Source organism: Pantoea sp. PGP6 (genome assembly GCF_053474785.1).
The window spans coordinates 3,309,973-3,321,727 of sequence record NZ_JBQBMA010000001.1; the positions used below are offsets into that span (position 1 = coordinate 3,309,973).

Sequence of the window (11,755 nt, forward strand, 5' to 3'; positions counted from 1 at the left end):
ACATAACACTTATTCTATCGAATGCTGCTGCGGTGAACAGAGGGCAATGTGTATCAAAAAATAACGGTCATCCGGGCAACGGATGAGGCAAATCCCGCCAGCAAGGCAAATTTTGCGGCGTCAGGGGTCGGCAAATGACAGAAATAGACAATTTCATTCGCGGCTGGCTTGCAAAGCGGTTGCAGAAAACCAATGATAGGTTTATCAACTGTTATTAGTGGATCAGTTATGCTGTCACGTATTGAATGTGATATTGCGCAGGACGAAACCGACTGCGAAAAAATAGCAGCGATTATTCAGCGGAATATTCTCAAAATATCACCCGCGCTGGTAGGCGATTTACAGTGGTATTCTCAAAATGCCCGGTTAGTTCCAGGCAGTCTGAAAATTATTTCTGTTGAAAAGCAGGGTCCGAATAGTTTTAAGTTACTTTATGATTTTGACTGGAATGTATTTAGTCCCTGCCAGGATCTAAATGAAACCGTTAGCCATTCCGACCGGGTCAGCTTTCATATTGAGCCCGGTGCGCTTGAGTTTGATGTGATCGCCAATCAGCGGCCCTCCCCCAGCGATGAATTGTAATATTTAGTAATGGAGGTGAGCAGAACTAATGGTTTTACACTATATTTGACGAATCCCGTTTAATAACTGCCTGATAAATCGCTTCCTGGCCGCTTTACCCTATATCGCCGCCCTGCGGCAACTGTGCTAGCTATGGAGGGGAAAAAGATGGACGAATACTCACCGAAACGGCATGATATTGCCCAGCTTAAATACCTGTGTGAGAGTCTGTTTGACGAGAGCATGGCAACATTAACGGATAGCCATCACGGCTGGGTTAATGATCCCACTTCTGAAAGCAATTTACAGCTCAATGATTTGATCGAGCATATCGCCTCTTTCACCATGAATTACAAAATTAAGCACGTTGAAGATGAAGCGCTGATTTCGCAAATCGATGAATATCTTGATGATACCTTTATGTTGTTCAGCAACTACGGTGTCAACACTCAGGATCTGCAACGATGGCAACGTTCAGCAAAACGCTTATTTAACCTGTTCACTGAAGAGTGCGCTTTTCTCCAGCAACCGAGCCATTCATTATAAGTACTGACGTGAGAACGGTTTATTTATGAACAAAAACCTGACTAAAACGGATTATTTGATGCGACTGCGCCGCTGTCGCTCAATCGATACCCTTGAAAGGGTCATTGAAAAAAATAAGTATGAATTACCTGAAGATGAGTTAGCGGTATTTTACTCTGCAGCCGATCATCGCCTGGCTGAACTGACGATGAACAAGCTCTACGATAAAGTCCCAGGTTCGGTGTGGAAATTTGTGCGTTAATTCGCGCAGCCCTTTCGTTCGACTGTCTCATCCTTAGCTTTATCATCTCGCCTGCCGGCAATGGATCGGCCTCAGGCGAGTTTCGCCTGTCTGCAATCTGAGTGGGGATTTTTTACGCGGGGGAAATGGGTGGGGGCCCTGCCAGCTACATCCCGGCACACGCGTCACCTGCTGCGGCTGCTTCCTTCCGGACCTGACCGAGTTCACAAGCTAGCATTGCGGGAGAACCAACAGGGCCCCCATTGACAAGCCCTCATTACGAGAGCGCAGGCATTATCGGGGAAGGCCCTGGCAATTGCAAGCGCAGTCGGGACGACCGTTGGTTTCTTGAACAACCGGTGGTTTGCCGCATCCGGCTGGCGCCGCGCGTGCTAAAGTTGAAGCCTTTTTTCCTGACGGGATAAGCAGATGGATCAACCTGACAGTTTTCAGCAACGCATCTGGCAGATTGTTGCTGCCATTCCAGCGGGTCGCGTAGCCACCTATGGCGACGTCGCTCAGCTGGCCGGTTCTCCCCGCGCCGCACGTCAGGTTGGCGGCGTGCTGAGTCGGTTACCGCAAGGCAGCACCCTGCCCTGGCATCGGGTGGTTAACCGTCATGGGGCGATCTCTTTGCAGGGGGACGGACTGTTTCGTCAGTGTGATGCGCTGGAGGCAGAAGGCGTAGAGGTGAGTGATGACGGTCACATCGATCTTGAGGCTTACCGCTGGCGCTACTAAACGCAGCGAAACGGGGCGACAGCGTCGCCCCACAAGGTATTACAGGCTGGTAGGCGCAGGAACCGCAGCCGACGGCGTCACCTGAGTCGGTGAGGTCGATGGGACGCTGGTGGCTGCACCCGGCTGGGTTGGCATCGCCATAGACGGTACCGGTACCAGCAGCAGTTCAGCTTTGGTGCCGCCCTGGTTGATCACCGGCTTCACGCCTTCAGTAATAAAGGCCAGTTTGCCATCAATCGAGATGGCGGCGCTCAGCAGAATACGCGCATTCGGCTGAATGTCGGCTGGGTTAAACGGCAGCACGAACTGGAACGGCGCCTGTTTGCCTTCAGTACGCACTACGCGCTGTGACAGCACCTTCGACGGCGCATCCGCCACGGAAGCGTCAGACAGCGTAACGGTTAATACCGCATCCGGCGGCAGCGCAATACGCTGACGAATATAGACCGAACCGCTGACGTTAGGCTGCGCAATCGCCGCCTGCTGTCCTGCCACTGCCGCTCCTAACGTCGGCGTTGGCACCGGTTTACCTTTGTCGGCGCATCCTGCAACAGCAACCGCCATAACTACCCCACTGAACACATGCCAGAGTTTCATTGATGTCGTCTCCTTTTGATCAAAATGATTTCGGCAGCGAATCCTGCGTACAGCGCTTCACTCGCCGTATGTGCTTAATACTGGCACAAAATCGGGATTTTGCCTGGCCGCAGCAAAGAGGAAAGTCTGATTGACGTAAACTGGTCGGATCTTTCACACTGAGCCGGTCACTATATTGAGGAATGCGCCATGAGCCAGGCACTGCAAAATCTGCTGAATTTATTAAATCTGGAAAAACTGGAAGAAGGGTTATACCGCGGCCAGAGTGAAGATCTTGGGCTGCGCCAGGTGTTTGGCGGTCAGGTGGTGGGACAGGCGCTCTATGCGGCCAAGCAGACGGTGCCGGAAGATCGCATTATCCACTCGTTTCACAGTTACTTCCTGCGCCCCGGCGACAGTCAGAAAGCGATTATTTATGATGTCGAAACCCTGCGTGACGGCAAAAGCTTCAGCGCTCGCCGGGTCAGCGCCATTCAGAACGGTCAGCCAATTTTTTATATGACCGCCTCGTTCCAGGCACCGGAGAGCGGCTTTGAACACCAGAATGCCATGCCGGAGGTTGCCGGCCCTGACAACCTGCTGTCTGAGCAGGTGATGGCGCAGAAAATGGCGCATCTGCTGCCGGAAAAACTGCGTGAGAAGTTTATCGCTGAACGGCCGCTGGAGATTCGCCCGGTGCAGCTCCACAATCCGCTCAAGGGTCACGTCGATAAACCTGAGCGTCAGGTATGGATCCGCGCCAACGGCACGCTGCCGGACGATCTGCGCATCCATCAATATCTGCTGGGCTATGCTTCCGATCTTAACTTCCTGCCGGTGGCGCTGCAGCCGCACGGTAAAGGCTTTCTCGAGGCGGATATGCAGGTCGCCACCATCGATCACTCGATGTGGTTCCACCGCCCGTTCGACTTCAGCGAATGGCTGCTGTATAGCGTGGTCAGCACCTCCGCTTCTGGCGCGCGCGGTTTTGTCCGTGGCGAGTTCTATAATCAGCAAGGCGTGCTGGTGGCGTCGACGGTGCAGGAAGGGGTGATGCGGCAGCGCAGCGAATAAAAAAGGGGCGATTTCTCGCCCCTGATTTCAAACTGTCGAGGAAAACTTACTGGTTATAAGCATTCTCGCCGTGGCTGTTGACGTCCAGACCTTCACGCTCATGCTCTTCCGGCACGCGCAGTCCGACAATCATGTCCGCCAGCTTGAAGCCGATGAAGGCTACTACGCCAGACCAGACGATGGTCAGGCCGACGCTGAACAGCTGCACCCACACCTGATGGCCCATGGTCACGCCCTCAGCGTAGCCCACACCGCCCAGTGAAGAAGAAGCGAAGACGCCGGTCAGGATACAGCCCACGATGCCGCAGACGCCGTGCACGCCGAACACATCGCAGGGATCGTCCACCCGCAGCCATTTCTTCAGGGTGGTGACGCCCCACAGTCCGGCCAGTCCACCAACCAGACCAATAATCAACGCCCCGCCGACACCCACGTAACCACAGGCTGGAGTAATAGCCACCAGCCCGGCAATGAAGCCAGAACAGGCGCCCAGCAGTGAAGGTTTACCGCGTACGGCCCACTCACCAAAGGTCCATGACAGCACCGCGCCCGCAGTAGCGACAACGGTATTCAGGAAGGCCAGCGCCGCAATTTCGTTAGCCGCCGAGGCAGAACCGGCGTTGAAGCCGAACCAGCCCACATAGAGGATGGCGGTACCGGTGAAGACCATTGGCAGGTTATGCGGTTTGAACGCTTCTTTGCCGAAGCCAGCACGTTTGCCAACCAGATAAGCACCAACCAGTCCGGCAACTGCGGCATTGATGTGCACCACGGTGCCGCCAGCGAAGTCCAGCGCGCCATCCTGAGCCAGGAAGCCGCCCGCCCACACCATATGTGCGATAGGCAGATAGGCCAGGGTCAGCCAGACACCAACAAAAATCAGCACGGCAGAGAAACGGATACGTTCAGCAATGGCACCGACAATCAGGCCGACGGTGATACAGGCAAACGATGCCTGGAAGGCAACGTGGATATACTGGTAGAAGCTGCCCATTACTGCGGTCAGCTGGATGTTTTTCAGCATCGCCCAGCCGAAGCCACCAAAGAAGGCGTTACCTTCGCTAAAGGCCAGTGAATAGCCGTAAACCATCCACAATACGCAGACCAGAGAAAAGGTGACCGCAACCTGTGTCAGCATGGAGAGGACGTTCTTGCCGCGAATCAATCCGCCGTAAAACAGCGCAATACCTGGAATCGACATAAACAGCACCAGCGCGGTGCAAATCATCATAAATGCGTTATCAGCCTTGTCCGCAACGGCAGGTGCAGCCATCGCGAGCGATGGTAACAGTGCCAGGCTGGTGAGGCCCAACTTAGCGAAAACTTTATTCATTTTTTTCCATCCCATCACAGTACTGAGTCTTAATTACAGAGCGGCTTCGTCGGTCTCGCCGGTACGAATACGAATGACGCGCTGCAGTTCAGCCACGAAAATTTTACCGTCGCCAATTTTGCCGGTGTAAGCCGCTTTACTGATGACATCCACCACTTCGTCTAACTGATCGTCAGCGATGGCGATGTCAATTTTGACTTTAGGCAGGAAGTTCACGCTGTATTCTGCGCCACGGTACAGCTCCGCGTGGCCTTTCTGACGACCAAAACCTTTTACTTCGGAGACGGTCAGCCCCTGAATGCCGATAGAGGATAACGCTTCACGCACATCCTCCAGCTTGAATGGCTTAATTACGACGGTAACCAGCTTCATTGGATCCCCTCCAGCGATTAAATGAGTGAGTCTCACGGACACGCAGGGATCTAAGCAAAGCCTGTGCCATAAATAAAAAAACCGTGGAATCAATCACCGAGGCGAGACGGGGCAAGGCGTGTTTTGTCGGGGGTCAGTCAGCAGCGCAGAGAATGGCGCACTGCCAGAAAAGCGAATGCACTCCTTTGGTGCGCCAGGCATCAAAGGCGTGCATTTATACAGATTATTCTGATAAAACCGCGCAAAAAAGGTGCAACTTACCCTGCGGTTGTTAAGGGGATGCCCGTCGCCAGATCATCACCTACCTGCTGCAGCTGATACATCTGCCAGTAACGGCCTTGCAGCGCCAGTAATTGCGCGTGATTCCCCTGCTCGACCACCCTGCCACGATGCAGCACCAGGATGTTATCCGCTTCGGTAATTGTTGAGAGCCGGTGGGCGATCACCACCAGCGTACTGTGCTGGCGAAGGGTTCGCAGCGTTTGCTGAATCGCCTGCTCGGTGCCCGAGTCGATATTGGCTGTCGCCTCGTCGAGGATCATCACCTGCGGCAGATCGACAAGGACTCGCGCCAGCGCCAGCAGCTGCTTTTGACCCACAGACAGATTGTTGCCCTGCTCGCCCAGCCGGGTGTGAATGCCGTCAGGCAATGCACGCGCCAGAGGGGCCAGCTGCACCTGCTCCAGCACCGTCCAGACCGCCTCTTCGCTGATCTCGCGACCAAGCCGGACGTTAGCCAGCAGCGTATCCGCCAGCACCACCGGATCCTGCTGAACCATCGCGATACCCCGCCGCAGTACTGCATGGCTGAGTTCGCCAATCGGACGATCGTCAATGCGTATCTCACCGCGGGTAATCGGGTAGTAACCCATTAACAGATTTGCCAGGGTACTTTTGCCGCTGCCGGTATGCCCGACCAGCGCCACAAAGCTGCGTGACGGCACCTCAAGATTGATTTCGCTGAGCACGTCACGATCTTCGCGATAGGCAAAGCTGAGGTTTCTCAGGGTCAGACGACCGGTGGCCAGCGGCCGCGCGTCGGGCCCATACTGCTGCTGCGCCGCATCCATCAGCTCGAAGATCCGCTCGCCCGAGACCACCGCCTGCTGCAACATCGATTGCTGGGTGGTGAGCTCAATCAGCGGCTCATTCAGCCGTCCCAGATAGGTAATAAAGGCATACAGTACGCCGACTTCAAACACGCCGGGCACGGAGAAACTGAACAGCATCAGCAATCCGCACAACACCATGGCTGAAAACAGGCTTAACAACGGGCGCAGCAGGAAACCGTCAAGCCGCAGCGTTTCCATCCGCGCCAGATAGTGCGAACGACTCGCCTCGCCCATCCGCTCGCCAAAACGCGCCTGCTGACGAAACTGCTGGATCACGCTCATGCCGCTGATCACTTCGTTGAAGCCGTTATTAATGTCGGCCAGATAGCTGCGGACCCGGCGGGCAATCGGCGTGCTGTAACGCTGGTAAATCAGCATCACGACCAGCACCAGCGGGAAAATCATCATCGCTACCAGCGCCATACGCCAGTCGAGGCTGAACATCGCCACCATCATGGCGCCTACCAGTGCCGCGCTGCGCAGTACCGTCGCCACCACCGTGACATAGAGATCACGGATTACTTCGGTGTCATTGGTGACGCGCGAAATAATCTGTCCGACCGGCTGGGTGTCGAAGGCGCTGAGCGGCTGGCACAGCGCGGCATTCATCACGTCACTGCGCAAGCGCTGCACCACCCCAATGGCGGCGCGGTTAAACAGCAGTGCCTGCCAGTAATGCAGGGCGGCCGCCAGCAGTTGCAGCAGGATAAAACTCACTACCAGCCCGGTAACCAGCCCCCACGGCATCTGATGTTTCGCCACCAGATTGTCGATGAAGTAACTGACCAGCACCGGCCCGGTCACTTCGGCGGCGGCGGCAATCCATAACATGCCCACCGCCAGCGACAGGGATTTCCGCCACGGCTTGCCGTAACTTAACAGGCGCTTCAGGGTGGGCCACAAGCGGGCAGACTTAGCCATGCGGCACTCCTTTCTCATTCTCATCGTCATCCAGCGCGGCTTCCAGCTGCTGATAACGGTACATGTCGCGATACCAGCCCGGGCGATCCGCCAGCGCTTCATGATCGCCACGCTGCGCGATGGTGCCGTGCTGCAGCACCAGAATTTCACTGGCTTCAGTCAGCGCCGATAAACGGTGGGCGCTGATGATCAGGGTCCGGCCTCGTCCCCACTGGCGCAGATTGTGCAGTATTTCATGCTCGGTACGGCCATCTACCGCCGACAGCGCATCATCAAGCACCAGGATTTCCGCGTTCAGCAGCAGCGCGCGCGCAATCGAGATACGCTGCTTCTGCCCGCCCGACAGCATCACGCCACGCTCCCCGACTTCGGTTTCATAGCCCTGCGGCAGCCGCAGAATATCCTCGTGAACGCAGGCCAGCGTGGCGGCCCGCTCAATTTCCTGCTGGGTCGCACCCGGTTTTCCCAGCGCGATGTTGTTGGCGACGCTGTCAGAAAACAGAAACGGGGTCTGACTGACCACCGCCAGCCGGCTGCGCCAGCTGTCCAGCCGCAGCTGTGGCAGCGGAATCTGGTGATAGCGGATATCGCCCTGCTGGATATCAAAATGGCGCTGGATCAGGCTGAGCAGCGTACTCTTGCCGCTGCCGGTCGGGCCGCACAGCCCCAGCATTTCGCCAGGTTTCAGTTCGAAACTGACCTGACTCAGCACCGGACCGGCACTGGCCGGATAGTGAAATTCACGGATCGCTACCTGCAGGTTGCCTGGTTCCGGTGGCAGGGTTTTATCGCCATCTTCGACCGCTGGCGCTTCCGCCAGCAGCGCGCGGATACGGCTCCAGGCGGCGCTGCCGCGCTCGACGATGTTAAACATCCACGCCAGCGCCAGCATCGGCCAGATCATCAGGCCCAGATACATCACAAAACTGGTGAGCTGACCCAGCGTCATCTGATCGTGCCAGACCAGCCAGCTGCCGCCACCGATCGCCAGCAGATTTGAAAAACCGATGGCGATATAGATGGTGGGATCAAAACGGGCATCCACTCGCGCCACCCGCAGGTTCTTTTCACCGGTATCGCGGGCGATGTCAGAGAACTGCTGCGACTGATGCTGTTCCAGACCAAAGGACTTGATCATCCGGATGCTGGTCAGGCTCTCCTGCGTCTGATCGTTGAGGCTGGAGAAGGCGGCCTGGGCCACCTTAAAGCGATGGTGCAGCTGATTACCGTAGCGATGAATGACGATTGCCATGATCGGCATCGGCACCAGCGAAAGCAGCGTCAGCTGCCAGCTGATTTGGGTGCTCATCACCAGCAGCACAACGCAGCCCATCACCAGCGAATCGACCAGCGTCAGTACCCCTTCCCCGGCGGCAAACACCACCCGATCGACATCATTAGTGGCGCGCGCAATCAGGTCACCGGTACGGTGGCGCAGGTAAAATGCGGGTTGCTGACGGCTCAGCTGGCGATAAAAATCTTCGCGCAACTCGACCGCCAGCTGGTAAGAGGCACCAAACAGCAATACCCGCCAGACGTAGCGCAGCAGATAAACCACCAGCGCGGTAGCCAGCATCACGCCGATCCACAGCATGATGCGGCTCATGCTCATGCTGTTTTGCGTCACGCCATCGACGATTACCCCGACCACATGCGGCGGCAACAGTTGCAGAATGGCAATAATGATCAGTAAGGTGACCGCGCCCAGATAGCGCCGCCACTCACGCAGAAAGTACCAACTTAATTGACTGAATAATCGCACAACGCTGTTCTCAATCTCATGCCTTTATGGGGCGACAGGTAAGGCCGTGGTGTATTTAATCTCTTCCATGGCGAAGCTGGAGGTTACATCAATCAGGCCTGGGACGCCGTTGACTAACCGCTTGTAAAAAGCATCATAACTTTTCATGTCGGCCACCTGGATGCGCAGCAGATAGTCATACTCGCCGGCCATCCGGTAAAAGGCCATCACTTCCGGCATGCTGTTGACCACCGAGACAAACGCCTGATACCAGTCGCGACTGTGCTGTTGGGTTTTCACAAACATAAACGCCGTCAGTGACAATCCGATTTTTTCGCCATCCAGCAACGCCACCCGAGCGCGAATAATGCCATCATCTTCGAGCTTTTTCAGGCGCTTCCAGCAGGGCGTGGTGGTGAGGTTGACCGCCTCGGCTAATGCCTGCAGCGACAGCGTACAATCGCGTTGCAACAACGCCAGCAGTTTCAGGTCAGTTTTATCTAACATTCGCCACTCCGAGAGAATGATTTTCTCCATTAGCGCTATTTTAGCGTCAATATTGCAATCTCTTTTTCCTGCTCGTGCCTTAAAATAGCCGCAACTCTCTCTGCCGGACGCGTAAGATGCACAGCTGCTGGATTCGCCACGCTATCAACGAAATTAACGCCGATTTTCAACGATCGGCTGAAACCCACCTGATCCGTTTCGATCTGGCGGATTATCCCGGCATCTGGTTTTACCTGAAAGATGAGAGCACCCATCCAAGTGGCAGCCTCAAACACCGACTGGCGCGATCACTGTTTCTGTATGGCCTGGTGAACGGCTGGATTAAACAGGATACGCCAATAATTGAAGCCTCGTCAGGCAGCACTGCCGTTTCTGAGGCGTACTTCGCACGGCTGCTCGGCCTGCCGTTTATCGCGGTAATGCCTGCCAGCACGGCGAAACGGAAAATTGAGCAGATCACCTTTTATGGCGGGCAGTGCCATTTCGTTGACGATCCCTGCCAGCTTTATGTCGAATCTGAACGGCTGGCGCGCGAGCTGAACGGCCACTTTATGGATCAGTTTACCTATGCCGAGCGGGCAACCGACTGGCGCGGTAACAACAACATTGCCGAAAGCATTTTCCGCCAGATGCAGCATGAGCCCTATCCGGTTCCCCATACGCTGATCATGAGCGCCGGTACCGGCGGCACTTCCGCTACGCTGGGACGTTATATCCGCTATCAGGGTTTCTCCACGAAGTTACTGGTGGTCGATCCGCAGCACTCGGTATTTTTTGATTACTGGCATCAGCGCGATGCCAGCCTGACCAGCACGCGTGGCAGCCTGATTGAAGGCATTGGTCGTCCGCGGGTGGAGCCTTCGTTTATGCCAGACGTAATAGATGAAATGATCAAAGTCCCCGATGGTGCGACGCTGGCCGCCATGCTGAAGCTGGAAAAAATTCTGGGACGCAAACCGGGTGCCTCTACCGGTACCAATTTCTGGGGCATGATGCAGGTCGCGAAACGTTTACGGGCGGCTAACCAGCAGGGCGCGCTGGTGACGCTGCTGTGTGACAGCGGCGAGCGTTATCCGGATAGTTATTATCAGCCGGAGTGGGTAGCGAAACACATCGGTGATATCACGCCGTGGCAGCGCGAGCTGGAATAAAAAACCGGACATCCTGTCCGGTACACGGCAATCCTCAGCATTCGGGGGAATACGCGAGGTGGGGTGTCGCCAGCCAGTGATTTAAATAGTGAGACACCGCCTGTGTCTCGCAATGTCCTAAGACCGGCAGATGCGGTAACGCCGCCTTTAACTGCGCCATCGCATTGCCCATGATGAAACCGTGCCCCGCCTGCGCCAGCATTTCCCGATCGTTCATCGCATCGCCAAACGCCATGCACTCTGCCAGGGTCAATGAAAGACCATCGCATAACCGTGCCAGGGCGCTGCCTTTGTTGCAGTTTTTCGGCAATACTTCGAGACAATCGGCGGCAGAGAAACAGATATTGGCCTGCTCGCCCAGCGCGGCATCCAGCTGCGTTTTTAACTGGCAGAGCGACTGATGATGATCGACAAAACAGATTTTAGTGACCTGATGTGCCGGCATGGTTTTTAAATCGCGCAGCTGATAGTGGAACCCGCTCATCTGATGGGCCGCCAGCAGATCCGGCTGCGGACGATCGGTAAACCAGCCCTGATCGTTGAAAATATGGATGCTGGCGCGGGTCTGCCAGTGGCTGTGGATCACCTCTTCCGCCACCTGAGGCGGCAGATCCTGGGCAAACAGCAGATTACCCTGCTGATCGTGTATCCGGGTGCCGTTACCCGTGATCAGCCACGCCGGCAGGATCATCTGTTGCCGCAGGATCTGCATCTCCAGCAGGTGACGACCGGTGGCCAGCGCCAGATGAATACCGCGCTGATGCAGGGCATGCAGGCTCGCCAGCGTTTGCTGGCCCAACTGATGATCGGGCAGTAACAGGGTGCCATCCATATCGAAGGCGGCTAAGCGCACCATAATCAATCCTCTGCTGTAAAGGTGAGCCTTACTATTGCCTGTTA

The 11,755-nt window shown here is 55.8% G+C and carries 13 protein-coding genes and 1 other RNA gene; 6 read left to right on the plus strand and 8 right to left on the minus strand.

The genetic code is table 11. The annotated features are described in order from the left end of the window. Positions 1 to 228: 228 nt before the first annotated feature. The 3 genes from ACLIBF_RS16165 to ACLIBF_RS16175 all read left to right on the plus strand — a co-directional run bounded on the left by ACLIBF_RS16165 (position 229) and on the right by ACLIBF_RS16175 (position 1,348). Positions 229 to 582, plus strand: a complete 354-nt coding sequence (locus ACLIBF_RS16165; protein ID WP_031374657.1) for a hypothetical protein — start codon at positions 229 to 231, stop codon at positions 580 to 582. Between the two features lie 147 nt (positions 583 to 729). Then, the gene (gene tomB / locus ACLIBF_RS16170; RefSeq protein ID WP_031374658.1) at positions 730 to 1,107 is read left to right on the plus strand and encodes an Hha toxicity modulator TomB; all 378 of its coding nucleotides are present in this window, start codon (positions 730 to 732) and stop codon (positions 1,105 to 1,107) included. 25 nt (positions 1,108 to 1,132) lie between these two features. After that, positions 1,133 to 1,348, plus strand: a complete 216-nt coding sequence (locus ACLIBF_RS16175) for an HHA domain-containing protein (protein WP_031374659.1) — start codon at positions 1,133 to 1,135, stop codon at positions 1,346 to 1,348. 136 nt (positions 1,349 to 1,484) lie between these two features. Here ACLIBF_RS16175 and ffs read toward each other — a convergent pair. Beyond that, positions 1,485 to 1,581: signal recognition particle sRNA small type (gene ffs, locus ACLIBF_RS16180), an RNA gene on the minus strand. Between the two features lie 175 nt (positions 1,582 to 1,756). On the opposite strand from ffs, the gene ACLIBF_RS16185 reads away from it, so the two are divergent. Then, a complete protein-coding gene (locus tag ACLIBF_RS16185) occupies positions 1,757 to 2,068 on the plus strand; it encodes an MGMT family protein (protein WP_448310112.1) in 312 nt (103 codons plus the stop codon). 39 nt (positions 2,069 to 2,107) lie between these two features. Here ACLIBF_RS16185 and ACLIBF_RS16190 read toward each other — a convergent pair whose 3' ends face one another. Beyond that, a complete protein-coding gene (locus tag ACLIBF_RS16190; protein ID WP_069727947.1) occupies positions 2,108 to 2,665 on the minus strand; it encodes a YbaY family lipoprotein in 558 nt (185 codons plus the stop codon). A 189-nt stretch (positions 2,666 to 2,854) separates the two neighbouring features. Here ACLIBF_RS16190 and tesB point away from each other — a divergent pair, with 189 nt between their 5' ends. Further along, positions 2,855 to 3,718 carry an acyl-CoA thioesterase II gene (gene tesB / locus ACLIBF_RS16195; protein ID WP_031374662.1) on the plus strand — a complete coding sequence of 288 codons (864 nt, stop codon included), beginning with the start codon at positions 2,855 to 2,857 and terminating at the stop codon, positions 3,716 to 3,718. 46 nt (positions 3,719 to 3,764) lie between these two features. Here tesB and amtB read toward each other — a convergent pair whose 3' ends face one another. The 5 genes from amtB to ACLIBF_RS16220 all read right to left on the minus strand — a co-directional run bounded on the left by amtB (position 3,765) and on the right by ACLIBF_RS16220 (position 9,704). After that, entirely contained in the window at positions 3,765 to 5,051 is a 1,287-nt protein-coding gene (gene amtB / locus ACLIBF_RS16200; protein WP_069727946.1) for an ammonium transporter AmtB, read from the minus strand. Positions 5,052 to 5,084: 33 nt separating this feature from the next. Next, positions 5,085 to 5,423, minus strand: coding sequence for a P-II family nitrogen regulator (gene glnK, locus ACLIBF_RS16205; protein ID WP_003850469.1), 339 nt, complete (start codon positions 5,421 to 5,423; stop codon positions 5,085 to 5,087). A 257-nt stretch (positions 5,424 to 5,680) separates the two neighbouring features. Continuing rightward, on the minus strand, positions 5,681 to 7,456 hold the full coding sequence (locus ACLIBF_RS16210; protein ID WP_031374664.1) for a SmdB family multidrug efflux ABC transporter permease/ATP-binding protein: 1,776 nt from the start codon (positions 7,454 to 7,456) through the stop codon (positions 5,681 to 5,683). Next, positions 7,449 to 9,218, minus strand: a complete 1,770-nt coding sequence (locus ACLIBF_RS16215) for a SmdA family multidrug ABC transporter permease/ATP-binding protein (protein WP_031374665.1) — start codon at positions 9,216 to 9,218, stop codon at positions 7,449 to 7,451. Before ACLIBF_RS16215 ends, ACLIBF_RS16210 begins: the two co-directional genes overlap by 8 nt. Before the next feature lie 24 nt (positions 9,219 to 9,242). Beyond that, positions 9,243 to 9,704, minus strand: a complete 462-nt coding sequence (locus ACLIBF_RS16220; protein ID WP_031374666.1) for an Lrp/AsnC family transcriptional regulator — start codon at positions 9,702 to 9,704, stop codon at positions 9,243 to 9,245. Between the two features lie 116 nt (positions 9,705 to 9,820). On the opposite strand from ACLIBF_RS16220, the gene ACLIBF_RS16225 reads away from it, so the two are divergent. Further along, positions 9,821 to 10,855, plus strand: a complete 1,035-nt coding sequence (locus ACLIBF_RS16225) for a PLP-dependent cysteine synthase family protein (protein ID WP_448310115.1) — start codon at positions 9,821 to 9,823, stop codon at positions 10,853 to 10,855. A 34-nt stretch (positions 10,856 to 10,889) separates the two neighbouring features. Here ACLIBF_RS16225 and cof read toward each other — a convergent pair whose 3' ends face one another. Next, complete coding sequence (cof, locus tag ACLIBF_RS16230; protein ID WP_089562054.1) at positions 10,890 to 11,711, minus strand: HMP-PP phosphatase; 822 nt, start codon at positions 11,709 to 11,711, stop codon at positions 10,890 to 10,892. Positions 11,712 to 11,755: the final 44 nt, after the last annotated feature.

What these genes read in the sequence shown, in the direction of transcription:
- ACLIBF_RS16220 (WP_031374666.1), bottom strand. Translation starts at nt 9,704, where the DNA reads ATGTTAGATAAAACTGACCTGAAACTGCTGGCGTTGTTGCAACGCGAT.
- tesB (WP_031374662.1), top strand. Translation starts at nt 2,855, where the DNA reads ATGAGCCAGGCACTGCAAAATCTGCTGAATTTATTAAATCTGGAAAAA.
- ACLIBF_RS16210 (WP_031374664.1), bottom strand. Translation starts at nt 7,456, where the DNA reads ATGGCTAAGTCTGCCCGCTTGTGGCCCACCCTGAAGCGCCTGTTAAGT.
- amtB (WP_069727946.1), bottom strand. Translation starts at nt 5,051, where the DNA reads ATGAATAAAGTTTTCGCTAAGTTGGGCCTCACCAGCCTGGCACTGTTA.
- ACLIBF_RS16225 (WP_448310115.1), top strand. Translation starts at nt 9,821, where the DNA reads ATGCACAGCTGCTGGATTCGCCACGCTATCAACGAAATTAACGCCGAT.
- cof (WP_089562054.1), bottom strand. Translation starts at nt 11,711, where the DNA reads ATGGTGCGCTTAGCCGCCTTCGATATGGATGGCACCCTGTTACTGCCC.
- ACLIBF_RS16165 (WP_031374657.1), top strand. Translation starts at nt 229, where the DNA reads ATGCTGTCACGTATTGAATGTGATATTGCGCAGGACGAAACCGACTGC.
- ACLIBF_RS16175 (WP_031374659.1), top strand. Translation starts at nt 1,133, where the DNA reads ATGAACAAAAACCTGACTAAAACGGATTATTTGATGCGACTGCGCCGC.
- ACLIBF_RS16185 (WP_448310112.1), top strand. Translation starts at nt 1,757, where the DNA reads ATGGATCAACCTGACAGTTTTCAGCAACGCATCTGGCAGATTGTTGCT.
- glnK (WP_003850469.1), bottom strand. Translation starts at nt 5,423, where the DNA reads ATGAAGCTGGTTACCGTCGTAATTAAGCCATTCAAGCTGGAGGATGTG.
- tomB (WP_031374658.1), top strand. Translation starts at nt 730, where the DNA reads ATGGACGAATACTCACCGAAACGGCATGATATTGCCCAGCTTAAATAC.
- ACLIBF_RS16190 (WP_069727947.1), bottom strand. Translation starts at nt 2,665, where the DNA reads ATGAAACTCTGGCATGTGTTCAGTGGGGTAGTTATGGCGGTTGCTGTT.